Annotated in this window: 26 protein-coding genes; 5 read left to right on the forward strand and 21 right to left on the reverse strand. The window is 69.5% G+C overall.

Going from position 1 to position 22,907, the window contains the following annotated elements; genetic code table 11:
• From CFN78_RS24940 to CFN78_RS24960, 5 genes are all read right to left on the reverse strand, one after another.
• A partial coding sequence (locus CFN78_RS24940) for a DUF485 domain-containing protein (RefSeq protein ID WP_133116463.1) occupies positions 1-205 on the reverse strand: 205 nt, incomplete at its 3' end.
• 74 nt (positions 206-279) lie between these two features.
• A complete protein-coding gene (locus CFN78_RS24945) occupies positions 280-2,028 on the reverse strand; it encodes a sodium/solute symporter (protein ID WP_094865470.1) in 1,749 nt (582 codons plus the stop codon).
• Positions 2,028-2,387, reverse strand: coding sequence for a DUF485 domain-containing protein (locus CFN78_RS24950; RefSeq protein WP_094865571.1), 360 nt, complete (start codon positions 2,385-2,387; stop codon positions 2,028-2,030). The genes CFN78_RS24945 and CFN78_RS24950 overlap by 1 nt, the downstream gene beginning before the upstream one ends.
• Before the next feature lie 59 nt (positions 2,388-2,446).
• Entirely contained in the window at positions 2,447-3,229 is a 783-nt protein-coding gene (locus CFN78_RS24955; protein ID WP_240519680.1) for a LytR/AlgR family response regulator transcription factor, read from the reverse strand.
• On the reverse strand, positions 3,226-4,293 hold the full coding sequence (locus CFN78_RS24960) for a sensor histidine kinase (RefSeq protein ID WP_094865471.1): 1,068 nt from the start codon (positions 4,291-4,293) through the stop codon (positions 3,226-3,228). Before CFN78_RS24960 ends, CFN78_RS24955 begins: the two co-directional genes overlap by 4 nt.
• A 204-nt stretch (positions 4,294-4,497) precedes the next feature.
• Between CFN78_RS24960 and CFN78_RS24965 the strand changes: the two genes are divergently transcribed.
• A complete protein-coding gene (locus CFN78_RS24965) occupies positions 4,498-5,490 on the forward strand; it encodes a family 43 glycosylhydrolase (RefSeq protein WP_094865472.1) in 993 nt (330 codons plus the stop codon).
• Between the two features lie 25 nt (positions 5,491-5,515).
• On the opposite strand, the gene CFN78_RS24970 is transcribed toward CFN78_RS24965, so the two are convergent.
• From CFN78_RS24970 to CFN78_RS24995, 6 genes are all read right to left on the reverse strand, one after another.
• The gene (locus CFN78_RS24970; RefSeq protein WP_094865473.1) at positions 5,516-7,261 is read right to left on the reverse strand and encodes an aminotransferase class V-fold PLP-dependent enzyme; all 1,746 of its coding nucleotides are present in this window, start codon (positions 7,259-7,261) and stop codon (positions 5,516-5,518) included.
• On the reverse strand, positions 7,261-8,028 hold the full coding sequence (locus CFN78_RS24975) for an amino acid ABC transporter ATP-binding protein (RefSeq protein WP_094865474.1): 768 nt from the start codon (positions 8,026-8,028) through the stop codon (positions 7,261-7,263). Before CFN78_RS24975 ends, CFN78_RS24970 begins: the two co-directional genes overlap by 1 nt.
• Entirely contained in the window at positions 8,021-8,974 is a 954-nt protein-coding gene (locus CFN78_RS24980; protein WP_094865475.1) for an amino acid ABC transporter permease, read from the reverse strand. Before CFN78_RS24980 ends, CFN78_RS24975 begins: the two co-directional genes overlap by 8 nt.
• Complete coding sequence (locus tag CFN78_RS24985) at positions 8,961-9,935, reverse strand: ABC transporter substrate-binding protein (protein WP_094865476.1); 975 nt, start codon at positions 9,933-9,935, stop codon at positions 8,961-8,963. Before CFN78_RS24985 ends, CFN78_RS24980 begins: the two co-directional genes overlap by 14 nt.
• Before the next feature lie 108 nt (positions 9,936-10,043).
• The gene (locus tag CFN78_RS24990; protein ID WP_240519685.1) at positions 10,044-10,394 is read right to left on the reverse strand and encodes a YciI family protein; all 351 of its coding nucleotides are present in this window, start codon (positions 10,392-10,394) and stop codon (positions 10,044-10,046) included.
• A gap of 114 nt (positions 10,395-10,508) precedes the next feature.
• Positions 10,509-11,105, reverse strand: a complete 597-nt coding sequence (locus CFN78_RS24995; protein WP_094865477.1) for a cadmium resistance transporter — start codon at positions 11,103-11,105, stop codon at positions 10,509-10,511.
• Positions 11,106-11,527: 422 nt separating this feature from the next.
• On the opposite strand from CFN78_RS24995, the gene CFN78_RS25000 reads away from it, so the two are divergent.
• Positions 11,528-11,869, forward strand: a complete 342-nt coding sequence (locus CFN78_RS25000) for a hypothetical protein (protein WP_133116456.1) — start codon at positions 11,528-11,530, stop codon at positions 11,867-11,869.
• A gap of 7 nt (positions 11,870-11,876) precedes the next feature.
• Here the strand turns inward: CFN78_RS25000 and CFN78_RS25005 are convergent, their stop codons facing one another.
• From CFN78_RS25005 to CFN78_RS25040, 9 genes are all read right to left on the reverse strand, one after another.
• Positions 11,877-12,401: a hypothetical protein gene (locus CFN78_RS25005; RefSeq protein WP_133116457.1), complete on the reverse strand. Its 525-nt coding sequence runs from the start codon at positions 12,399-12,401 to the stop codon at positions 11,877-11,879.
• Positions 12,402-12,543: 142 nt separating this feature from the next.
• Entirely contained in the window at positions 12,544-13,767 is a 1,224-nt protein-coding gene (locus CFN78_RS28880) for a hypothetical protein (RefSeq protein WP_133116458.1), read from the reverse strand.
• 28 nt (positions 13,768-13,795) lie between these two features.
• Positions 13,796-14,098 carry a WXG100 family type VII secretion target gene (locus CFN78_RS25015; RefSeq protein ID WP_133116459.1) on the reverse strand — a complete coding sequence of 101 codons (303 nt, stop codon included), beginning with the start codon at positions 14,096-14,098 and terminating at the stop codon, positions 13,796-13,798.
• Between the two features lie 12 nt (positions 14,099-14,110).
• Complete coding sequence (locus CFN78_RS25020) at positions 14,111-14,701, reverse strand: SAV_915 family protein (RefSeq protein WP_133116460.1); 591 nt, start codon at positions 14,699-14,701, stop codon at positions 14,111-14,113.
• A gap of 755 nt (positions 14,702-15,456) precedes the next feature.
• On the reverse strand, positions 15,457-16,245 hold the full coding sequence (locus CFN78_RS25025; protein WP_165777696.1) for a hypothetical protein: 789 nt from the start codon (positions 16,243-16,245) through the stop codon (positions 15,457-15,459).
• 80 nt (positions 16,246-16,325) lie between these two features.
• Positions 16,326-16,655, reverse strand: a complete 330-nt coding sequence (locus CFN78_RS29345) for a hypothetical protein (RefSeq protein WP_165777697.1) — start codon at positions 16,653-16,655, stop codon at positions 16,326-16,328.
• The gene (locus CFN78_RS25030) at positions 16,652-17,164 is read right to left on the reverse strand and encodes a recombinase family protein (RefSeq protein WP_165777698.1); all 513 of its coding nucleotides are present in this window, start codon (positions 17,162-17,164) and stop codon (positions 16,652-16,654) included. Before CFN78_RS25030 ends, CFN78_RS29345 begins: the two co-directional genes overlap by 4 nt.
• A 219-nt stretch (positions 17,165-17,383) precedes the next feature.
• Positions 17,384-18,148, reverse strand: a complete 765-nt coding sequence (surE, locus tag CFN78_RS25035) for a 5'/3'-nucleotidase SurE (protein WP_165777699.1) — start codon at positions 18,146-18,148, stop codon at positions 17,384-17,386.
• 5 nt (positions 18,149-18,153) lie between these two features.
• Positions 18,154-19,095 (reverse strand): 1-phosphofructokinase family hexose kinase, encoded by a 942-nt coding sequence (locus CFN78_RS25040; protein ID WP_094865485.1) that lies wholly within the window; start codon positions 19,093-19,095, stop codon positions 18,154-18,156.
• 556 nt (positions 19,096-19,651) lie between these two features.
• On the opposite strand from CFN78_RS25040, the gene CFN78_RS25045 reads away from it, so the two are divergent.
• The 3 genes from CFN78_RS25045 (at position 19,652) to CFN78_RS25055 (ending at position 22,372) form a co-directional block, all read left to right on the forward strand.
• Positions 19,652-20,785, forward strand: coding sequence for a S1 family peptidase (locus CFN78_RS25045; RefSeq protein WP_094865486.1), 1,134 nt, complete (start codon positions 19,652-19,654; stop codon positions 20,783-20,785).
• Positions 20,786-20,938: 153 nt separating this feature from the next.
• Positions 20,939-21,514 carry a dienelactone hydrolase family protein gene (locus CFN78_RS25050; protein WP_094865487.1) on the forward strand — a complete coding sequence of 192 codons (576 nt, stop codon included), beginning with the start codon at positions 20,939-20,941 and terminating at the stop codon, positions 21,512-21,514.
• A gap of 174 nt (positions 21,515-21,688) precedes the next feature.
• Complete coding sequence (locus CFN78_RS25055; RefSeq protein WP_094865488.1) at positions 21,689-22,372, forward strand: peptidylprolyl isomerase; 684 nt, start codon at positions 21,689-21,691, stop codon at positions 22,370-22,372.
• 7 nt (positions 22,373-22,379) lie between these two features.
• Here CFN78_RS25055 and CFN78_RS29965 read toward each other — a convergent pair whose 3' ends face one another.
• A complete protein-coding gene (locus tag CFN78_RS29965; RefSeq protein WP_094865489.1) occupies positions 22,380-22,793 on the reverse strand; it encodes a hypothetical protein in 414 nt (137 codons plus the stop codon).
• Positions 22,794-22,907 lie beyond the last annotated feature (114 nt).

The following is a 22,907-nucleotide window of genomic DNA, read 5'->3' on the forward strand; positions in this document are numbered from 1 at the left end:
TATTCCCCACAACCTTCGTCGACATAAACCCATGCGCATAATCCGCCAACAACACATACAACAAATACCAAACCAAAAACAAACCCGTCATCGGGAACACGAACACCCGCAGGCGCCGCTTCAACTCCCGGAAGTCCTGGCTTTCGTGCACTTCCTGCCACAGGTCGTCAGCCGGTCCGCCGTCGCCGACATCCCGTTCGGTCATGCTCACTACGCCTCCAGAAAAGTCCGGCGGATGTTCCGCGACATGTTAGGTAGACCACACAGCGCGGAGCCCGGTCAGCGGACGAACCGCCGGATTCTGCGACGAACGGTCGACGAGCGGGTCACGGCCACGGTCGAGTGGGACGGCCCGGCCGGGTGCCGGTCCTCGTCCAGGTGCAGGCGCAGCATCGCGGCCGTCGACCACGCGGGAGGCGTACCGGCCAGCGACACCAGCACCATCACCGCGAACGCGAGCGGCACCGACCACGGTGCGGGCTGGGCGACCAGAATGGACGGAACCCCGCTCAGCGGCGGGCCGAACAGGGTCATCCCGATCGATCCGGCCGAGGCGACCAGCCCGGCGAGCACTCCGGCGATCGCTCCCGCCGCGGTGAGCCTCGACCACCAGATCCCCAGTACCAGCAGCGGGCAGAAGGTGGAGGCGGCCACGGTGAACCCCCAGGTCACCAGCACACCCGCGTCGAGCCTTACGGACGGCAGAGCCAGCAGCACCATCGCCGCCGCCGCGAGCAGCACCGTCACCCGGAGCCTGCGCAGGCTGCCCGGCATGAGGTCGTGCGCGATAGCCCCGGACACCACCAGCAGCAGGCCGAGCGAGGTCGCCAGGAACGCCGCGAACGCTCCCGCCGTCAGCAAGGTGGTGAACAGGACGCCCGGCCAGCCGTCGTCCACCTGCGCGGGCAGGGCGACGACGACGGTGTCGGTGGCACCCGAGAGGTACAGCTCGGGGACCAGCACCCGGCCCAGCACACCGTAGATCCCCGGAAACAGGTAGAACACGCTGAGCAGGCCGACGGTGATCGCCGCGGTCCGACGGGCGGCGCGGCCGTCCGGACTCGTGTGGAAGCGCATCAGCACGTGCGGCAGGCCCATCGTGCCGAGCATCGTCGCCACCAGCACGGCCCAGGTGCCGAGCAGCGGATGCCCCTCGTCGGCCGACCCCAGCAGCGGCCTGCGCCAGTCCTCGCCGCCGAGGGTCACCCCACCCCGCACGTCCGGCACCGCACCGCCCTCGGCGAAGACGATCGTCTCCCCGGAACGGACCTCCAGTTCACCCGGCGGCAACACCCGCTCGGCACCGCCCGGTTCGCGCACGGCGGTCTCCCCCGGCAGTTCCAGCGTCACGTCGACGTCGACGGTCAACTCGGTGTCGCGGGTGAACGTGGTGAAACCGACCGGGTTCAGCGCCTCCTCCCGGTCGGAGACGCCGACCTGCACCAGCAGCCACACCGCGGGCACGATGAACAGCAGCAGCTTGAGGAAGAACTGGAACGCCTGCACGTAGGTCGCGGCGCGCATCCCGCCCAGCGCGAGCGTCGCGCTCACCACCGTGCCCGCGATGACGACGCCGACCCAGTACGGCGTCTGGCTCACCGCGCTGAGCACCAGCCCTGCCGTGCGGAACTGCGGCACCAGGTACAACCCGCCGATCACCAGCACGACCAGCGCGGCCAGCCTGCGCAGCGCGGGCGAGGCGAGCCGCGCCTCGGCGAAGTCCGGCACGGTGAGCGCCCCCGAGCGGCGCATCGGCGCGGCCACGAGCACGAGCATCGCAATGTATCCGGCGGTGAACCCGACCGGATACCACAGGGAACCGACCCCGTCCTTGACGACCAGGCCGGCCACTCCGAGGAAGGACGCGGCCGAGAGGTACTCCCCCGACACCGCGGCCGAGTTCAGCAGCGGCGAGACCCGGCGGGAGGCGACGAGGAAATCCGAGGTCGTCCGCATGGCGGCCACCCCGCGCAGGCCGATCAGCAGGGTGAACAGCACGACGGGCGTGACCGCCAGAACGGCGACCATCAGCCCTCCCGATCAGGTGCCGTGGCGGAAACGGCCGCGTCCGGCGACTCGGCCCTTTCCGCGCGGCGCAGCGCCCACCTGGCCAGGCCCACCATCACCAGGTACGGCAGCACGGCCAGCAGCAGCCACGGCAACGGGATGCCGAACAGGACCGCCTCGTCGATTCCGGGCCACAGCGCGAAAGCGAGCGGCATCAGGAACAGCAGGCCGAACATGGCGGCGAGCGCGCCGACGGCGATCCGGCGCTGCCGCCGGTACAGCAGCAGTGCGCGCTCGCCGTCGCGGCGGTCGAGTTGCGGCAGCCTCCACCTGCCACGTTCACGCCGACGGGAGTGGGCGAGCCTGGTCTGCGGACTCATCACCGTCGCCCGCTTGGCGCGACCGTGCGGCCAGAGGGCGGCGCCGCGGCGCGGGGAGGTCACGGCGCCGTCGCGCCCGGGTCGCCGAGTTCCCCGCGTTGCGCGGCCTGCAGCAGCCGCTCCCGCAGTTCGCGCCCGTGCCTGCGGCTCACCGGCACGTCGCCCGCGTCGGTGTGCGCCAGCAGACCGCCCGCCGAGTCGCTGCGCAGCTCCACCACGAATCCGAGCGAGATGAGGAAACTCCGGTGCACGCGGGCGAATCCGGAACCCGACCAGTACTCCTCCAGCCTGGAGATGGGCATGCGCACCAGATGTACGCCCGCGGGCGTGTGCAGCCGGACGTAGTCGCCGTGAGCCTCGGCGAACCGCACGTCGGCCCGGCGCACGAACCGGGTCCGGCCTGCCGACTCCACCGGCAGTGCGGCCATCGAGTCCGGTGAGGACGGTGCCCGTCCGGCTTCGTCGGCCGAGGCGAGCCGGGAGACCTTGGCCAGTGCGGCCGCGAGCCGTTCGGCCCGCAACGGCTTGAGCAGGTAGTCCACCGCGCCGATGCCGTAGGCGGCGAGGGCGTGCCGCTCGTGTGCCGTGACGAAGATGATCTCCGGCGGCTGAGCCAGTTTCGCGAGCAGGGAAGCCAGTTCAAGCCCGTCCATACCCGGCATGGAGATGTCCAGGAACACCGCGTCGAACGCCTCCGCCTGAATCAGCTTCAACGCGCTCACGGTGTCCCCCGCCGCCGCGACCTCGGCCACCTCGGGAGCCTCCCGGAGCAGGCGGCACAGCTCGTCGAGCGCGGGTGCGACATCGTCGACCGCCAGTACCCGCAGCCCCACCGCCGTCACTGTGCGACCACCCCGGGCTGGAACCGCGGAACCCTTACCACCACCCGGGTTCCGGCCCCGACCTCGGTCTCCACGACCAGGCCGAACCAGGAACCGTAGACGTGCCGCAGCCGCCGATCGACGTTGGCGAGGCCGACACTGCCCTCCTCACCGCGCCCGGCGAGTATCGCCTCCAGCGCCGCGGGCTCCATGCCCATGCCGTCGTCCTCCACGCTGATCACGCACTCGTTGCCCACCGCCTCACCGCGCACCTGCACCGTGCCGATCTCGGCCCTGGGTTCGATCCCGTGCCGGATCGCGTTCTCCACCAAGGGTTCCAGCACCAGATAGGGCACGGCCACGGCCAGCACCTCGGGCGCGACACGCACCTGCACTCGCAGCCGCTCGCCGAGCACCGCGCGCTGCAGCGCCAGATACGTCTCCACCGCCCGGAACTCCTCGGCGAGCGTGGTGTACTCGCCGTGCCCGGCGAGGCTGTACCTCGTGTAGTCGGCGAAGTCGAGCATCAGATCACAGGCACGTTCGGGATCGGAGCGCACCAGCGAGGCGATCACGGTGAGCGCGTTGTAGACGAAGTGCGGCGAGATCTCCGCACGCAGCGCCCGCATCTCCGCCTCCGCCGCCTGATCGGCCGAGGCCTCCAGCCGCCCGTGCTCCAGCGCGTTCATGATCAGCCGGGAACTGACCCGGATCGCCCGCTTCGTGACGGGGCCGTGCAGCAGGAGCACCCCGGCGAGTTCGTCGCGGACGTGCAGCGGCACACCGGTGAGCCTGCCGGAACGCAGCGGGGATTCGCCGTGCAGTGCTTCCCGGACCACGTGCTCGACCAGATCGTCGAGGCCGGACGGCGGTGCGCCCGCCCAGGCGACGGACCCGCTGAGGTCACCGAGGCCGATCGGGGTCCCGCCGAGCAGCCTGCCCAGCCGCCGCGCGGCCCGGTGCGCCCCGGTGCCGGCGAGCCCGTCGCGCAGGTCGCCCGCGATGCCCTCGGCGGCGGCGAGCACCGCGACCGGGTCGGGCCCTCGGCGGAAGCGCCGGGTACGCGAGGGCGCACGGCCGGGCATCCTGCTGGCGAGCGGTGGCACAGGGGGCTCCTATCGGCGTCGACAGGTGGGCTCTGATCGTAGATCGCCACCGGCGCCGATGGTCGGCACGGTCGGCGTCGATCCGGCCGCGGCGGAGGCCGAACGGTCTATTGACGTCCCCAGGACCGGCGGCAAGACTGCCGGTAATCGATTACCCGGCTCTCCGATCGGGAGGCGCGATCAATGACGATCCGTACCGCACACCGGACCGGGCGCGTCGCCGCCCTGCTGGTCTCCGCGCTGGCCGCCGCGGCGCTGACCGGCACACTGACCGGCACCGCACAGGGCACCACCGCGCAAGGCCCCGCTGCCGTGCCCCAGGGCGTCTCCGCCGGCGAGTTCGTCCGGGTGTACGACCCCTCGGTCGGCGAGAGTGAACCCTGGTACTACAACGACCACACGATGATCCAGGACGTCGTCACCGGCGAATGGCACGTCTACGCGATCACCCACGCGGAGCCCGCGAATCCCTTGGACGAGAAGAACTTCGGCCACGCCACGGCCCCGTCGCCGAAGGGCCCGTGGACGAAACAGCCGTTCGCGCTGACCGCCGACCCCGCGGCCGGGGAGAGCCACATCTGGGCGCCGCACGTGATCCACTCCGACGGCGTCTACTACATGTTCTACGCGGGCGGCACGCCCGACCACGCCGCGTACCGGATGCATCTGGCGACATCGACCGACCTGGTCACCTGGACCCGCAGCCCGGCCAACCCGTTGTTCACCGACGGCTTCGACGCCCGCGATCCGATGGTCACGCGGATCGGTGAGCAGTGGGTCATGTACTACACGGCGAACAGCACCCCGACCGGCGGCAACCACCAGGTCGCCTACCGCACCAGCCCCGATCTGCTCACCTGGAGCGAGAAGCGGGTCGCGTTCGAGCATCCCGCGTCCGGCACGGTCGGCGGCCCCACCGAGTCACCGTTCGTCGTGCAGCGGCCGGACGGCTGGTACCTGTTCGTCTGCTGCGACCCCGGTTACAAGGACACCAGGGTCTACCTCAGCCAGGATCCGCTGAACTTCTCGGTGGACGCGCCCGCGGGCCACATTCCCGCCCACGCGTCCGAAGTGGTCACCGAGACGGACGGCACCACCTGGGTCACCGGCGCGGGCTGGGGCGAGGGCGGACTGCACCTCGCGCCGCTGACCTTCCCCGCCGCGGGCCGGCCGTGATCCCCGGACGAGATCCGGGCCGTGCTCAGGCCCGGATCTCGTTCAGGTAGTTGTAGATCGTGTAGCGGGTGACGTCGAGTTGCCCGGCGAGCTGATCCACGGCGTCCTTGATCAGGAAGTACCCGGCCTCGTCGAGTTCGCCGACCACGGCCGCCTTGTGCCGCTTCTTCATCAGCTCGACCGGGATGCCGACCTTGCGCACCGCCCGGTCGACGAGAAAGCGCTGCAAACTGTCCACATCGGGCGGGAAGGTCTCCGCACCGTCCGCGGCCGCACCCTGCCGGTCCGGTCGCGAGGCCAGTTCGCTGTTGACACACAGGCAGCCCACGGCGGTGCCGTCCGCGTCGCGCAGGAACATCGTGGACGAACGGATCGGCCTGCCGTCCGGTCCGTGGGTCTCGTAGTTGATCAGGTCCTGGGTGGTGCCGCGGCGCACGAGGCCGAGCAGCAGGTCGGTCATCGGACCGCCCGCGTCGCGACCGGTGAGCCCGCCCGCGATGGCGACGATCGAGTCCGGCAGCCGGGACAGGTCGTGCAGGACGACCTCGTTGCCCGGTCCCAGCATCGCGGCCAGCCCGTCGACGGCGGGCACCAGGGCGCTCAGTACGTCACGCCCGCCCGGGGTGGCCGCCCCTCGCGTTCCGGACGCCCCGGTGACAGGTGCGGGCCGGGTGAGCCTGGTCAGCGATTCGCGCAGCATTCCCACCGTGTCCGCGCCGGTCGAGGCATGCGGGGACAGCCGCACGTGCCCCGGCCGGACGGTCGCGGTGATGCCGTCCGCGGCCAGCGCCGCGCCCACCTGCTCGCCGGGCAGTCCCGGCAGGGCGAACGCGAGAATCCCGCCCCGCGGCCCGGTCGCCGACACGATCCGCGCACCGTGCGAGCGCAGCACCTCGTCCAGTTCGCCGAGACGCCCGGCGATCCTGGCCTCGATGGCGGGCACACCGACCTCCTCGACCAGTTCGAGCGCCGCGGCGAACGCACCGGAGGTGATCGGGCTCAGGTTGCTGATCGACCAGCCGGCGGCGGTGCTCGCGGCGGGATGGATCTCGTCGTCGAACAGACCGGGATCCCGTGCCCCCGTCCAGCCGGACAGCAGCGGGTCGAGCCGTTCCAGCGCACGGTCGGACAGCACCGCGAAACCCGTTCCCCAGCCCGCCCGCAGCCATTTCTGCCCGCCTGCCACCAGCACGTCGGCGGCCCGCCAGTCGGCGTCGACCGCACCGAAGGCCTGGATACCGTCGACCACCAGCAGCCGGTCCCCGACGATGTCGCGCAGGGCGGCCAGATCCGCCCGGTGACCGGTGCGGAAGTCCACCGCACTGACCGAGACGGCGGTGGTGTCCGGTGTCAGCGCCGCGGCGACCGCGGCCGGGGTGACCATGCCCTCCGGGGGCCGCAGCCATCGGACGCGCACCCGGCCGGCCTGCTCGGCCCGCGCCCACGGGTAGGTGTTCGCCGGGAACTCCCCCGCCGACACCAGCACCTCACCGGTGGCGTTGAACGCCGCCTGGAACAACCCGAGGCTGGTGTGGGGCAGCAACACCGTGTGATCGGTGTCGGTACCGCAGAGTCGCGCGACCGCGGCCTTGGCCCGGACCTCCTGCAGCATCAGATCGTCCACTGTGGACGGGTCGGCTCTGGTCGAACGTTCCAGCAGCGTCGCCGTCGTGTCGACCACGGCGTGCGAGGGCGGGCCGAAGCGCGCGAAGTCCAGGTAGCCCGCGGGCTCGTCGAACTGGACCAGGTAACGGGCGGAGATCCGGTCCACTACAGCACCCGCGCCAGGAACTGGCGGGTCCGCTGGTGGCTCGGATCGGCCAGGATCCGGTCCGGCGGGCCGCTCTCCACCACGGCGCCGTCGGCCATGAACACGACCTCGTCGGCGGCCTCCTTGGCGAAGCTCATCTCGTGCGTCACGACGATCATCGTCATACCCTCCGCGGCGAGATCGCGCATGACCTCCAGCACGTCACCCACCAGTTCCGGGTCCAGTGCCGAGGTGGGTTCGTCGAACAGCATCAGCTTGGGACGCATCGCCAGCGCACGCGCGATCGCGACCCGCTGCTGCTGCCCGCCGGAGAGCTGGGCCGGATAGTCGCCCGCACGGTCGGCGAGCCCGACCCGGTCGAGCAGTTCCAGGCCGGTCTTCCTGGCCTGTGCCGTATTGGTACCGAGCACCGTCACCGGGCCCTCCACCACGTTCTCCAGCACACTGCGATGGGCGAACAGGTTGAAGCGCTGGAACACCATGCCGATGTCGCGGCGCTGGCGGGCGACCTCGCGCTCACGCAGTTCGTGCAGTTTCCCGTTGCGCAGCCGGAAGCCGATCGGTTCGCCGTCGACCCACACCTGCCCGCCGTCGATGGTCTCCAGGTGGTTGACGCAGCGCAGGAACGTGCTCTTGCCCGCACCGGAGGGACCGAGCAGGCACACGACTTGTCCTTTGTGGACGGACAGGTCGATACCGCGGAGCACCTCGGTCGCCCCGTAGCGCTTGCGGACACCGACCGCGCGCAGCAGCGGTTGCTCAGACACGTTCCCTCCCCCTCGTCAGTGGCGCGGTGCGCAGCGCCCTGGCCACCCGTGCCCACGGGCCGGGAGCCGCGCCCGCGCGATCGGCCGCCCCGAACCGCCGCTCCAGGTGGTACTGGCCGAACCCCGCGACGGTCACCACGACCATGTACCAGATCGCGGCCGCCAGCAGCGTCTCCATCACCAGCAGGTTGTTCGAGGAGATGTTGTTGGACGCGTGGATCAGCTCGGTGACACCGATGACCGAGGCCATCGACGTCGCCTTGAGCATGTTGATGAAGTCGTTGCCGGTGGGCGGGATGATGACGCGCATCGCCTGCGGCAGCACCACCCGGCGCAGGGTCGCGGCCGGGCTCATGCCGATCGACTTCGCCGCCTCGGTCTGCCCTTTGTCTACACTGGACAGTCCGGCCCGGACGATCTCCGCCATGTAGGCACTCTCGTTGAGGGTGAGCCCGAGCAGTGCGGCGACGAACGCGCTGACGAGCACGTTGGTCGGTTCGTGCAGCAGGTAGCCGTCGGCGAACGGGAGCGGGATCGAGATGTACTCGAAGACCAGCGCGAGGTTGTACCAGATCAGGATCTGCAACAGCACCGGAAGCCCGCGGAAGAGCCAGATGTAGACCACCGCGAACGCCCTGGCGACCGGGTTCGCCGAGCGTCGCATCAGTGCGACGACGATCCCGATGACGATCGCCAGCCCCTGGGAGATCACCGCCAGCAGCACGGTGTTCAGCAGGCCCACCGCCATCACCCGGTACCAGAGGAACTCCGGGACGGAGCCGTACTCGATCTGCGCGTCGGCGAGAGCCACTCCCAGCGCGGCCAGCAGGGCGATGATCACGGCGGCGCTGACCCAGCGTCCCCAGTGCCGCAGCCGGACGATCGGCAGCTCACCCTCCGGCGGGGCGGACACCGCGGTGCCGGTGGACACCTCAGGTCCCGCCATTGACGCTCACCTGCTCGATCGCGCCCTGCTCGACACCCCAGGCCTGCAGGATCTGCCCGTAGGTCCCGTCGGCGACGAGCGCCTGCAGGGCCTTCTGCATGGCATCGGCCAGCGGCCGGTTGTTCTTGTTCACGCCGATTCCGTACGGACCGCCGTTGATCGGCTCCCCGGGAACCACTTCGAAGAAGCCGCCGTCCCCCGCGGTCCTGGACACGTAGACGGCGCTGGGCAGGTCGTTCAGCACGGCGGCCACCCGGCCGGTGCGGAGCTGGTTCTGGTTCTGGGTGTCGCTGTCGGTGGCCGTGACGGTCAGCGCGCCCTGCCCCGCGGCGGCGCACTTCTCGCTCTGCTCGGCGGCGAACTCCTGGTGACTGGTGCCCTGGACAACAGCGACCGCCTTGCCGCACAAGGCATCCGGCGTGGCGATCGCGTCCGGGTTGCCCTTCTTGACCATCATCGTGATGCCGGAGGTGAAGTAGTCGACGAAGTCGATCTGCTGCTGCCGCTCCGGGGTGTCGTTCATCGCCGCCATGGTGGCGTCGATGCGGCCGGACTGGAGGCTGGTGATGAGCGAGCCGAACGCCATGTCCTCGTGCGCGACCGTCAGGCCGAGTTTCCCGGCGATCGCCTTGGCCAGGTCGACCTCGTAACCGACGGGGGTCTTGCCGTCTCCGGCGTAGAAGTTGTTCGGCGCGGACTGCAGGTAGGAACCCATGCGCAAGGTGCCGGACTCGGCGGTCTGCGCGGGCAGAGCGGCGGCGAGCTGCTGGTCCTCGGTCACCTTCCCGAGAATCGCCGCGGTGTCCGGTACCGAGGTCGATCCCGCCGCCTGCTCGTCACCACCCCCGGCTCCATCCGGGCCGCCACCGCAGCCGGCGACCAGCACGGCGACCACGCCGGCCAGCGCCACGAGACTCCGCGATCCGGTCCGCCGATACCGGCGCGAGACAGGAGAACGCATGGGGATACCTCCACGACCTGGGGAAACCACAGGCCGTGGACGCTACAACTTGCTGTTGAAGACGTCAACGCTCAGTTGAAGTTTGTTGCCCGGACGTATCCGGCCAGGTCAGAAGCGCATCACCCGCTCCTCGGCGACCGGGCGAAGTTCCACCGCCCAGGTCGCGGCGATCGGGTTGCGCGCCGCGATCTCCACCGCCCGCTCCTCCGACACGCAGTCCACGAGAAAGTAGCCCGCCAGGTGTTCCTTGGATTCGACGAACGGCCCGTCGGTCACCACCGGCAGCCCCTCGCGGATCCGCACCGTCTTCGCGCTGTCCGGCTCCAGCAGGCCCTCCGATCCGAGCAGTTCCCCCGACTCGACGAGCTCGTCCCGCAGCACGAACAGGTCCCGCAACGTCTGCTTGTCGCTCTCCGATCCCGTCCACGGGGTCTCGGGATTGCTGTAGATCAGGATCATGTACTTCACCGGCACGCTCCTCGGTTGTCCGGCCGTCCGGAAGGCCACCCCGAGTCTCACACAACCCCGCGACAGGGCCGGCCCGCGGACCTCCGTCGTTGCCACGCGCCCCGGCTACACGCCGAAAGCGCCGCCCTCGACGAGGATGAGCAAGCCGATACCGATCAGGACCACCGGCAGCAGGACGTGCCCCCACCGGGCCAGTGCCCTCGCCACCACGGCGCGCGTGGCGAAGTACCTGCCCGCCGCGATCCAGACGGCGAGCAGAAGGAGGAACACCAGAACGTACACGCTCATGCCGCCGACGCCCTCGGTGGCGAAGACCGGCACGTAGACGCCGATGTTGTCCCCGCCGTTGGCGAGGGTGACCATGGCTATCGCGAGAGCGCTCGGCCCGCCGCCCTCGGTGGACCTCTCCTCGTCGGCGTCGTGGCGGTGTCTCCAGGCCCGGATCGCGGCGTTGACGCCGAGGCCGAGTGGCAGTAGGCCCAGATAGGGAACGGCCCCGTCCGGCAGGAGGGTGGCACCGAACGCGGCGGCGACGGCGATTCCGAGAATGGCCCCGAAGCCGAGGTACTGACCCAGGGCGATGGCGCGTGTCGCACCGCGGTGCCCGGCGCCCCGGGCGAAGAACAGCGCCAGGACGACGACGTCGTCGATGTTGGTGACGGCGAACAGGACCGCCGCCTGACCGATGATGCCCGGGTTCACGATCGGACCGTCCTGCCCACGTCGCCGCGGGATCGGCCGCGCGGACGTTTCGGCTGTGGCCGCATGATCAACCTTCGGGTTCGGTGGCCGGTCCGGGACATCGAAGCGCGCCCCGGCCGACCGTGCACCCGTGTCGCGCGACCCCGAAGCCATATTTGGAGACCTATTTGTGACCTGCCTCTGTTGTGCTCGGTCCAGGGTCGGCAGCGGTTGGCCATGATCCCAGTACAGTTCCCCTGTCCCTTGAGCCCCCACAGGAAGGCAACCGAATGTCGTTGCGGCCCCGTACCGCCTTAGCTTTACTCGTAGTCGCCGGGGCCGTGTTGACAGGGTGTAGTAGCGACGAGGGTGGGCAGGCCGTCTCGGAGGCACCGTCCACGGCGACAACGCTCCCGCTGGGGAAGGTGCATGATACTGGGCGGATGCAGGTGACAGTGCCGCCTCCACGCCCCGTCACCACGTCTGCTCGGGCGAAACCGCAGCCGAACGCGCCCGCCTTCGCGGTGGACGTGACGCTGACCAACACCGGCCCCGAGGCGTTCCCCGTCGTTGGACTGTTCGTCAAGGCAGAGGTGGCCGGTGCCCCCGCCGTCGAGGTTTATGACGACGAGAACGGCTTCAGCGGGGGAATCACAGCGAACGATGTTCCGCCCGGCGGACGGGAGACGATCTCGTACGGTTTCAGCGGGGCCCAACCGGGACCGCTGGTCGTATCTGTGGACGGCGTCGCCGATGTGCCCGTCACATTCACCGGAACCCTGTAGCAGCCGTCTATCCGATGTTGTGATCGGCTTTCGGGAGCCCGAGGGTGCGACGGGCAAGGGCGTTGGTGTCCGCGCGGTTGTTCACCACGGAGTGGAGCAGCCCGTTGTACACGTAGTCCCAGATCCGTCGATCGTCTTGCAGGCGGCTGAGGCTGATCTCCAGCTTCCGGTCCCCGGAATCGGTCAGGTGCAGGTTGAGCGTGTTGCTGTACGGGTAGGCGTTGATCTTGACGAGTTCGTAGGTACGCACCCACACTTTGTTCTCCATTACCCATTCCGCCCCGGCCGCGCAGTTCTCGGCCTTGCCGATGAAGAACCCCAACGTGGCCCCGGCGAGGATGACCAGCCAGATCTGCCAGAACCCGAACAGGTAGAAGTCGAAGCCCCGGCTCACCCACAGACCGAAGCAGACCAGCCCGACCACCCACAGCGCTCCGAGGAACGAGCCGCGACGGCTGGAGCGGTACCAGACGAGAGTAGGCCCTTGCCCGGGTGGTGGTTCGTGTTTGCGGGACAGCGTGCTGTCTCGCAAAGTGTCGAGTTCCGGGGCTGTGTCTTTCCCCGAGAACGCCGGCGCGTGCGGGGGACGTGGTTGCCCTGTGTCGGGGTCGGGTTTCGCTGGTAGCCAGACCGAACCCACTTGCTCGCCTGCGACCGCGTCGTGGTACTCCGGTTCAGCCATCGCCCATGCTCGAATCGATGATCTCGGTGGTGCCGACCGTACCGACGAGCCCGCCGATGAGGCCACCGACGATGGTGCCGACACCTGGAACGCTCGATCCGGCGATCGCTCCGCCGAGGGCTCCACCGGCCCAGCCGCCGACAACCCCTCCGGCTAAGCCGCCACCGAGCTTGGCCGCCGCCTTCCCTGGGTCCTCCCCCATGATCACGTCTCCGACCGACGAGGCGACGCTCAGGGTGGTTCCGACAACGGGGAGGCCCTTGAGGATGGTCTTTCCACCCTTCCCCAGGATGCTCGTGGGATCTTTGATGAGGTTCCCGGCGTTCCACTCGATCGCGGTCCGCGCGGACTCCGGGATCTTCGACATCATCCGGTCGATCTGCCCGGCACGGGCCGCGTGACTTTCGGCCTTCGTGTGCGAGTCGGCCGACCACGCCGCCAGCGTGGTGCGGTCGGTGGCATTGAGGAGTTGATTGGTGGAGACCTTTTCGAAGATATTGCCCGCGTCGGTCAGCTCAACGGCCAACTTGTTCAGGTCGTTGATCGATCCTTGCCCGCCTTTGATCATGCTGGCGACCGTCCCGGCGGCCTGCGACGTCAACGTCTTCGCGGTTCGGACCCAGTCGGCGACACCGGTCGCGACCTGAACCAGCGCGGTGTGCGCGTTCTTCTCGATGTTGCGCGCGTCATCGACGAGGGCGCGGCATTCGTTGAACACTTTCGCTTGCGCGTTCACCCGATCCACTGCGCCGTTGTAGGCATCCATGGCGGCGTTGTGTTCCGCTGACATTTGCTGCGCATCAGCCGGGGACTGCGGGCTGCGACCGCTGGTCATCGGCGGCGCCGGTGGCGCAGGCTCCGGCGGCCAAATCTCCTTCGGCGTCACCTTCAACCCGCCAGCAGTGGCTTTGCCGCGCGCGTCGTGCATCTTCCCGTTCACCGTCGCCAACGCATCAGCGAACGCCTCCAGGCCCTGTTTGAGCTTGGTGGTGTTCTCCCCGATCCGGTCGCCATCACTCCCGAGGGGCGTGACGGCTTCCCGGAACGCTTTCCCGGCCGGACCGGCCCAAGCATTGTTGGAGTCCACTCGTGCTCGGGTGGCGGCTGAGGCGGCTTGATGGACTCGTTCCGCGTAGGTGCCCAGCCATGTTGCGGACTCGCGTGCAGCGGCTTCGTCGCCGGGGACGTGGGTGTTCAGGATCATGCTGTCGCCCATAACAACCTCCCTCCAGAGTTGTCGGTGTTCACTTGGGTTGCGGCCCGGTCATCGACTTGGTCACGACATTCTCGATGGTGTCGTACGACCCGTTCGCCGAATGCACCTTTCCGGCGGTGTCGTCCAGCAGCCCACTCAACGTGGCTCCGGCGGCGACGAGTTTCCCCATCGCCTGTGCGACTTCGTTGGTGCTGCTGCCGCAGTCGGGCGCGATCGGGGCCGAGTTCGTCAACCCCTCGAACGAATCCGCCCCATCCCGCAAGGTCCCGGCGACGGCTTCCAAACCGGCCGGGTCCACTTCATATCCGTGCACTACATCGTCGCCACTCATATTTGGGTCCCCCTACCCTTGTGGTGGTTCGTTGAACAGCACCAGGTCCGCCCCCGCCTGGTAGCTGACAGATTCGATGGATTCGCCGTGGATCGCGATCCACGGCTGCCGCTCCCCGCAACACTCCCGCAACTGCTGCACCGAGCTGTACGCCAGCAGCACCACTTCACCGTGCTCAGTTTCGAACAAGTTGATCTCGGCGTGATTGCTGGACCCGATGCGATGCGACCGCGACGGCACATACAGCAGACCCGTGTTCGACGGCGGCACCAGCTCCGGTAGTTCGCCCTCGGTCGATTCGGGGACGCCGACGTCCATGAGGACGCAGTCGAATCCGACGATCCTCCGCGTGCGCGACAGCTCGGGGGCGGGGATCTGCACACAGGGCTGGTCCAGGCCGCGGGCTGCGGCGAGAGCTTCGGCCGACGAATACGCCATCAGCCCGAGCCCATTGGTCCTGGTGTCCCGCAGCTCCAACATCACCTCGGTCGCACGCTGGGCTGGGGGCTGGATCGGCACCCACACCTCGGGCGGCATGTAGTGCAGCTCGTCGGCGTCGATGACGGCAGGCACCCGCTTCTTGCGCGCGCTGTACCTACTCACCCACTCCCCCTCAAACCCATCCCCTGGTTGACATCACGTCGTGTTCCCTCGGCCGCCGAGTGTAGCCACGGCGAATCCGGGCGGAAGAACTTCTTCCAGATCGTCGCTGCCGTCACTCGCCTGGAGTAGCACCCGCGTGAACGCCGAACCCCGTCATCGTCACCTACAGCCTGACTCCCATCGTGACCGATGGCGTTCGAGCGAACCCGCGCTTGCTCGCCTCGCCGGACATAACCCGGGCGAGCACGAACCGTGGACAGCACGCGACCTGCACGCCCTGCGCGGGACCACGGTGTCCCCGGACTGCAAGTCCCATGGTGGCGTGATGGTCGTCTGGCCCGACGACCTCGCCGACGCCCTCGCCCGACGGGGCCGGGGAGGACGCCGGGGAGGCAGTGGGGAGGCGGGGAGTTTTCCCCGCCTCCCCGAGTAAAACTCCCTGGACTGACCAGCGCAAACACGGTTCGGGGAGGCAAGGCGCGGACACCGCCGGAGACGGCGAAAACCCCCGAAATCCGGGGCCGGAGGGTGCACACGGTGACCCCCTCCCCGACCGCGAGGTCGGGGAGGGGGACGGGGGCGCCGATGAGCGGTGAGCCGTCGTTTAGAGCCGCTGTCCCGTGCCGATAGCGCGGGTCAGCATCCCCGCGTTGCCTGGCAAGATCGGCGTCGAGCCATTCCGGCGCGGACCTCTTCGGGGTCGATCGCCTCGACCGGTCCGCGCCCCCGCCGGGCAGCGAGTCCCCGCTCGACCGTCAGCCGCGCGAGGTCTTCCACCAACCGGACATTCGACGCCTCGCCCGACGGGACAGGGAGGACGCCAGGGAGTCAGGGAAGTTTCCCTTACTCCTCCCTGACCAAAACTCCCTGGACTGACCAGCACAAACACCGTCCAGGGAGGCAGGAGAACGGCAACCGCAGAACACCCGAAAACCCCCGAAACACGGGGTTCGAGGGTGCGCCAAGTCTACGACCGTGCGGTGACCGGCCGGATTTTGTCGAGCCGGACCCGGGGTCGGATCGAACTTCCGGCCCGGCGTGACGGGTTCGATGTAGAGCCGTTGTCCCGTGCCGATAGCGCGGGCGAGCATCCCGCGTTGCCCCGCGAGATCGGCGTCGTCCCATTCGGCGCGTACTTCGTCGGGGTCGATCGCCTCGACCGGCCCGTCTACCCCGCCGGGCAGCGCGTCCCGCTCGGCCGTCAGCCGCGCGAGGTCTTCCACCAACCGGGCGTTCGACCCGTCGAACGCCGCCAACGTGATTTCTCGCCGGGCGAGCCGGTCCGCCAACGCCTGTTGGATGCTCTCGCAGTCCTCGATCTCGCCGCGCACCCCGGCGAGCCGTTCATTGGTGCGGGCGCGGGTCGCCGACACCGCCGACGCGTGTTCCGGGTCCGACAACCGCTCGGCTACGAACTCTTCCAGCACCGCGTCTACCCGGCGCACGTTGGCGCTGATCTGCCCGCACCCGCGCCGCTGCTTGTTGCACAGGTACACACTGCGCGGCCTGCCCTTGCTGTCCACCGACACCGGATGCGCGGACAAGGCCCGGCCGCACCTTCCGCAATGCAGAATCCCCGACGTCAGATAGCGTTCCCCGTAGGCGCGGCCACGACGTCGGCCGGTCACCAACGCCCGTACCCGGTCCAACACCGCCGGATCAACGATCGTGTCGCCGGGCAGCCGCCCGACCTCCACTCCTCGTGCTCGATCAACCCCGCGTTGATCCCGCGTATCAGCACATCGCGCACCCCGATCGCCACCCACGTCCGGCCCCACACCGTGCGCAACCCCGCCGCGTTCCACTCCCGCCCGATCTGCGCATAGGACACCCCCAACACCAACGCCGACGACCCATCCCGCAACGCCTGCCGCTCGGATGCCACCAATTCCGCCGACACCACCGGGCGTTCCTCGCCCGACTCCGCGAGCCGGTCACTGTCTTCGCGGGTCAACGGCACATTGCCGTCGAACCCGAACGCACGCGGCCCCCGGTCTTGCGGCCGGTCTCCCGCAACGTCTGAAACCGGCGCTTCACCCGCCGCGACTTGTCACCGCTGGACTTAGCGGCCTGCGCCACCTCGATCCGCAAAATGAACCGATTATCGGCACTGGCCAGGTTCCGAGTTCCGTGCGCCGACGCGATCACGAAACCCTGTTCCCCCAACTCGATCAGACGTTCCAAGTCACACGGCTGCCGGAACAAACGATCGACATGCCAGACCACGATTCCGTCCGATTCGCCGGACTCCACGCGTTCGAGTAGCCGTTCCCACCCCTCCGGCGGACCGAGCGTTTCCACGCCGAGAGTCCATCGGACAACGCCTCGCCCGTTCGTTCGTTCGTTCGTTCGTTCGATGACCTTCGCATTGTCCGCAAGCTGGTCCTCGATCTTTTCCAACTCTTCGGTGTTCGGGTTCCACGACAACCGGACGTACGAGTCCAGGACCGGCACCTCACGCACCGGACGACCCCGCCGACCTGCCTTACCCCTGCCTGACCTGTTCATACGACCCAAATAGGTCGACAAATGATGGTCCGCTACAGGGCACCCCGTGTCAGGCAATCTCACATGCGGTGGCCAGCCCTCCCCCGATCGCTCGTCCATACGGGGGCAGCGGAGCGCAGTGTCGACGTACCGCGGCCGGGAGGAGTGGCGGGTGCGGGTGGCCGCGGCTCCGGGTCAGTCCGGGGGGCGCTGGCCGAACCGTCCGCCCGCCGCCGAGACCGGACGCAACGAGGTCACCGTCGGCAGGCCCCGGTCGAGCAGGTCCTCGTCGGTTCCGGGTTCGGCACGGCCAGGGACGACGGTGGTCGCGACGTCGGTGGCGGGGCCGTCCTCACCGCTCGTCCGGGCCTGCACCACGCCCGCCGAGGACAGCCCGGCATCGGTGAGGGCGCCCAGTTCGGCCGGCGGCACGTCCGGGACGTTGACGTTCAGGACCGTGCCCGGTTCGGCGCCCAGCAGCGGAGGCAGCGCCGCGGGCAGCAAGGCCGCGGCGGTGTCCCAGCGCGGCGGGCCGTCGCGGACGACGAGGGAGGCGGCAAGCCCCAGCAGGCCGTTCGCTCCCGCGGTGAGCGCGGCACCGACCGTGCCCGAGTGCAGCACCGCCCGCCCGGTGTTCGCCCCCCGGTTCACCCCGGACAGCACCACGTCGGGGGCCGGCCCGAAGGTGCCGCCGATCGCCGCCAGCGTGATGAACGCGGGATGGGCGGTGACGGTGAAGCAGGGGATCCCGTCCAGTCCGTCCAGCGTGGTCTTCTCGACCACGGACCGGCCGTCCTCCGGCACCACGGTCAGGCCGGCACCGGTGCCGCTGGCTTCCGTGTGCGGGGCGGCGACGGTCACCTCCAGGCCAGCCTCGACGGCGGCGAGGGCGAGCACGACGAGTCCCTCCGAACCGATCCCGTCATCGTTGGTGATCAGCGCACGCAACGTTCGTGCCATCGGCGTCAGCGTCCCTTCGTCCGGTACGGCCGGAGTTCGACCCGCTCGGCGAGTTCCCGCGCGCCGTCGCCTCCGCTGGTACCCAATCCTCGCCTCGTCACGTTCAACGCGCCCGCCGCGGCGCCGAGCCGGATCGCATCGGTGAGCGATTCGCCGAGAGTGAGCGAGGCGGCGACCGCCGCCGTCATGGAGTCGCCCGCGCCACGCGGGTCGACCGGGTGCAGGGACGGCATCTCGACCTCGAACACCCGGTCACCGTCACCGTGGAGCAGCGCCAGCGCCGGCTTGTCGGCACGGGAGACGAGCACCGAGGAGGCGCCACGTTCGCGCAGTGCGTGCATCGCCGCGACGAGTTGTTCCGGTTCGTCGGCCTCCGCCCTGCCGTCGTCGAGCAGCTCCTCGTGGCTGACCTTGACGAAGTCGAGTCCGCCCGCCAGCACCACGTCGAGTCGTTCGCCCGCCAGGTCGGCGAGTACCCGGCAGCCGTTGGCGCGCAGGTCGGCGGCGAGCCGGCCGTAGGCCTCGACCGGAACGGTCCGGCCGTCGGCGGGCCCGCTGAGCAGTACGGTCTCCGAACGCAGCCCCTCCAGCAGGGTGCGCTCGTACAGCGCGTCGAGCTCGTGCCGGGAGATGGCGTCGCCGGGGGCTTCGGCGATGGAGGTGCGCTGGTCGTCTCGCCGGTCGTGGACGTAACCGCCGTTGCGGGAGAGCACTGTCTCCTCGACCAGCTCGATCCCGTCGGCCTCGATGAGGTGACGCAACACCGTTCCGGTTTCGCCGCCGAGCGCGGCACAGAGTACGACGGGCACGCCGAGCGAAGCGACCATGCGGGCCTGCCAGAGCCCCTGACCTCCGGCGTGGATGTGCAGGTCGGCGTCGCCGCCCAGGTTTTCGATGGTGACCGTGAGCTGGGGCGAGGGCGCGAAGACCATGACTCTTTTGTCCATCTCGCATACCTACCCGGTGGGGCCCGGTTCTAGTCCTGCCGGGTGACAGTGGCGGAGAGAAACCTGTGAACGTCATGGATTCTCGGTGGTGACGCTCCGGCCGGGGTCGTCGCACGGTGTCAGCACGGCGATCCGGGGATTCCCGTCCGCCGCGGAGCCGAGCGGTACGCGACAGGAGCGGATGACCTGGGTTTTCCGCCCGGTCGCGACGAGTACTTCTGGACGGCCTGTCGCACACCGGGATCCGTCCCGCCCGGTGGCGGTGAGTCACCAACTTCAGGACGATTCTGGTGCTGGTAAACCGGTCCTACTTTCGTAGGGTACTGACCTATGTCCAGTTTGTTCTACTTTTGATCGCAACGGTTCCAGCGGATCCCCCTTTCCCGCAATGTACGGGAACGCCGCCGGAAAACGTGCGGTCGCAGCACGAAATATGTGCCGTGCCCGGTTCCCTGTGATTCTGTTTTCCCGTTTTCCTGCTTGTGCCTGGCAATCCCTTGAATGGGCGCTCCCCCTGCTGCGCCCATTCCCCGGTGAATCGAAAGAGGATGCCCTGATGCAACGTAAGAACATCGCGTCCCTGATCGGAATCGCGGCGCTGGCCGTCGGCTCGACCCTCGCGGCGACCATGCCCGCCTCGGCTGCACCCGCGCCGGGCGAGGCGACCGCCACGGTCGTCGGCGCCATGCAGCGCTCGCTCGGCATCACCGCCGAGCAGGCCGAGACGCGCCTGTCGCAGGAAGCGCAGGCCCGTCAGATCAGCGGCGCCGCCGAGTCCGCGGCGGCGGAAGCCTTCGGCGGGTCCTGGTTCAACGCGCAGTCGGGCAAGCTGACGATCGGTGTCACCAGCGCCGACCGCGCCGACGAGGTACGGGCGACGGGCGCAGAGGCGGCCATCGTGCCCAACTCGATCGCGGCACTCGACGCGACGAAGGCCGCGATCGACGCGGCCGCGGGCACCGCCGCCCCGGCCGGGATCACCGGCTGGCACGTCGACCCGACGGCGAGCACCGTCGTGGTGAACGTGCTGCGGGGTGACACCAGCGCCGAGGCCCTGGCATTCCTCGACACCGCGCGTGCCGCGGGCCCGGTCAGCGTCGTCGAGACGACGCAGGCTCCGCGGCCGCTGGCCGACATCATCGGTGGCGACGCCTACTACATCGGCGGCGGCCGCTGCTCGATCGGCTTCGGCGTCGACGGTGGTTTCGTCTCGGCCGGCCACTGTGGCTCCAGCGGTGACGCTGTGCAGGACGAGAGCGGCACGGAAATGGGCTCCTTCGCCGGATCCTCCTTCCCGGGCGACGACTACTCGTACGTCGAGACCAACTCGTCCTTCACCCCGACCTCGACCGTCAACGGCTACGGCGGCGGTGACGTCACCGTCGCGGGCAGCGAGGAAGCCGGTGTCGGTTCCAGCATCTGCCGTTCCGGTTCCACGACGGGCTGGCAGTGCGGCGAGGTCGAGGCCACCAACCAGACCGTGAACTACGCCGAGGGCACGGTGACCGGCCTGACCCAGACCAACGCCTGCGCCGAGCCCGGCGACTCGGGTGGTTCGTGGGTCAGCGGGAACCAGGCCCAGGGCGTCACCTCGGGCGGTTCCGGCAACTGCTCCTCCGGCGGCACCACGTACTTCCAGCCGGTGAACGAGATCCTGTCCGCCTACGGCCTCTCCCTGGTCACCGGCTGACATCCGGATCGCCTGATCGACCGCGGCAGCGCGGGTGACGCCCCGGCGTCACCCGCGCTGCCGTGTCTCGTGCGCCCGTCCTCCCCAGGCTCGACATCGGGAGTCCAGCACGGCATTCTGTCCGCCTTGCCGACGAGCTGGACGGAGACCGGAATGACCGAGGTGGTGCTTTTCCACCACGCACAGGGGCTGACCTCCGGGGTGCTCGCCTTCGCCGAGGACCTGCGCAGGGCCGGGCACGCCGTGCACACACCGGATCTGTTCGAGGGCCGCACTTTCGGCACCGTGCGGGAAGGTGTGGTCCACGCCGGGGAGATCGGTTTCGGCGAAATGATCGCCCGCGGGGCCCGGGCGGTCGAGGGGCTGCCCGCGGAACTGGTCTACGCCGGCTTCTCGATGGGAGTGCTCTCGGCCCAGAATCTTGCGCAGACCCGCGCGGGCGCGGCCGGGGCCCTGCTCTTCGAGTCCTGCGTACCCACCGCGGAGTTCAGCCCGGCCTGGCCTTCCGGGGTGCCGGTGCAGATCCACGGCATGGACGCCGATCCGATCTTCGCCGGCGAGGGCGACATCGACGCCGCGCGGACACTCGTCGAGGAGGTCGCGGACGCGGAACTGTTCCTGTATCCGGGCGAGCGGCACCTGTTCGCGGACAGGTCACTGCCGTCCTACGACGCGGACGCGAGCGCGCTGCTGACCGAGCGGGTACTCGGCTTCCTCGGCGCACGGTGACCTGGGCCTGGATTCACGACCTCAGCCCGTAGAAGGACAGAGTGCCAGAGGGCCACGAGGGTTCGGGGCCGGTTGTCCTGGCGACGGGGCAGGGACCACGGCATCCCGCGAGCCGCGGTGGATCGTTCACCGGAAGGCTCGGCAATCCGGCGACGGCAGGCTAGGTTGACGGTCATGAAGACACGCGCCGCCGTCGTTCTCGCCGCCATCACCGGAATGCTGCTCACCGGGGCCCTGCCCGCCGGTGCGTCACCGGCCGGACCGTCCGCCGTCTCGCCCGCGACCGGTCTGCCGGGGCTCGCCCGCTGCGAGTACACCCCCACCCCGGACCTGCCCGCGGCGAAGCCGGTACTGCGCCCACTGCCGATCGCCCCGGCACGCGGCAGCGCGACGCTGCGGATGTCGACGAACTACGGCACGGTCGAGATGGAGCTGGACCGGAAGAACGCGCCGTGCGGGGTGAACAATTTCGTCTCCCTTGCCGTACAACGTTTCTACCACCACACGCAGTGCTTCCGGCTGAGCGATTCGGCACGCCTCGGGGTGCTGCAGTGCGGCGACATCTACGAGGTGGAGAAAGGCGGCCCGGGGTACCGGTTCGACGACGAGGTGACCGGCGCCGAGACGTACCCCCGCGGCACGGTCGCCATCGGCAACCAGGGCCCCGGAACCAACGGCAGCCAGTTCTTCGTCGTGCACTCCTTCGCCAACATCGATCCGAAGTACACGGTGCTGGGCCGGGTGACCCGCGGCATCGAGGTACTCGACCGGATCGTCGAGGCGGGCATCGCGGACGGTGCCGACGACGGCGCGCCGGCGAAGCCGGTGCGGATCCACCGCGTCACCTACGGCTGGTGACCAGTGCTCAGGCGGGTTCGCGCAGGCGAGCCCAGGCGACGAGGTCGCCGGTGCATCCGGTGGCGACACCCCGTTCGGCGCTGAGCCCGGCGATGAGCCCCCTGGCCGGCGCGCAGTACCGGTGATCGCAGGACAGCACGTCCTGCTCGGGCACGTCCCCGGCGAGTGAGACCTCGACCCGGGGCGTGTCGGCGGCGCGGAATCCCACCGCGACCCGTCCGGTGCGCATGGCGTGCAGGTCGAGGAAGGCACACAGCTCGGACGCCAGGAGCTGGGTGTCGGGTACCAGTACCGCGGGCTGGTCGGCCAGCGTCGTGGCCACCCATCCGCGCAGGCTGGCGGGGCTGTCCGCGAAGGAGTCGAACATCCCACTGTGCCAGCGGATACCGTTGTCGTCGACGAAGCGCTGTTGCTGGGCCACGTACCCTCTCCGCGTTGGTCACGGCGCCGTCCCCCGGTGGTCCGGCGCGAGTCGGCCGCGCACGGCCACCGGACCAACTACCCACTCGGTCCCGATCTCATGCATCGGATTCGC

The organism is Amycolatopsis antarctica, from assembly GCF_002262875.1.
Taxonomy (GTDB): Bacteria; Actinomycetota; Actinomycetes; order Mycobacteriales; family Pseudonocardiaceae; genus Amycolatopsis; species Amycolatopsis antarctica.

What these genes read in the sequence shown, in the direction of transcription:
- CFN78_RS24945 (WP_094865470.1), bottom strand. Translation starts at nt 2,028, where the DNA reads ATGGTCGCCGTTCTGGCGGTCACGCCCGTCGTGCTGTTCACCCTGCTG.
- CFN78_RS24950 (WP_094865571.1), bottom strand. Translation starts at nt 2,387, where the DNA reads ATGAGTCCGCAGACCAGGCTCGCCCACTCCCGTCGGCGTGAACGTGGC.
- CFN78_RS24960 (WP_094865471.1), bottom strand. Translation starts at nt 4,293, where the DNA reads ATGCCCGGCCGTGCGCCCTCGCGTACCCGGCGCTTCCGCCGAGGGCCC.
- CFN78_RS24965 (WP_094865472.1), top strand. Translation starts at nt 4,498, where the DNA reads ATGACGATCCGTACCGCACACCGGACCGGGCGCGTCGCCGCCCTGCTG.
- CFN78_RS24980 (WP_094865475.1), bottom strand. Translation starts at nt 8,974, where the DNA reads ATGGCGGGACCTGAGGTGTCCACCGGCACCGCGGTGTCCGCCCCGCCG.
- CFN78_RS24985 (WP_094865476.1), bottom strand. Translation starts at nt 9,935, where the DNA reads ATGCGTTCTCCTGTCTCGCGCCGGTATCGGCGGACCGGATCGCGGAGT.
- CFN78_RS24990 (WP_240519685.1), bottom strand. Translation starts at nt 10,394, where the DNA reads ATGATCCTGATCTACAGCAATCCCGAGACCCCGTGGACGGGATCGGAG.
- CFN78_RS25000 (WP_133116456.1), top strand. Translation starts at nt 11,528, where the DNA reads ATGCAGGTGACAGTGCCGCCTCCACGCCCCGTCACCACGTCTGCTCGG.
- CFN78_RS28880 (WP_133116458.1), bottom strand. Translation starts at nt 13,767, where the DNA reads ATGGGCGACAGCATGATCCTGAACACCCACGTCCCCGGCGACGAAGCC.
- CFN78_RS25015 (WP_133116459.1), bottom strand. Translation starts at nt 14,098, where the DNA reads ATGAGTGGCGACGATGTAGTGCACGGATATGAAGTGGACCCGGCCGGT.
- surE (WP_165777699.1), bottom strand. Translation starts at nt 18,148, where the DNA reads ATGGCACGAACGTTGCGTGCGCTGATCACCAACGATGACGGGATCGGT.
- CFN78_RS25040 (WP_094865485.1), bottom strand. Translation starts at nt 19,095, where the DNA reads ATGGACAAAAGAGTCATGGTCTTCGCGCCCTCGCCCCAGCTCACGGTC.
- CFN78_RS25045 (WP_094865486.1), top strand. Translation starts at nt 19,652, where the DNA reads ATGCAACGTAAGAACATCGCGTCCCTGATCGGAATCGCGGCGCTGGCC.
- CFN78_RS25050 (WP_094865487.1), top strand. Translation starts at nt 20,939, where the DNA reads ATGACCGAGGTGGTGCTTTTCCACCACGCACAGGGGCTGACCTCCGGG.
- CFN78_RS25055 (WP_094865488.1), top strand. Translation starts at nt 21,689, where the DNA reads ATGAAGACACGCGCCGCCGTCGTTCTCGCCGCCATCACCGGAATGCTG.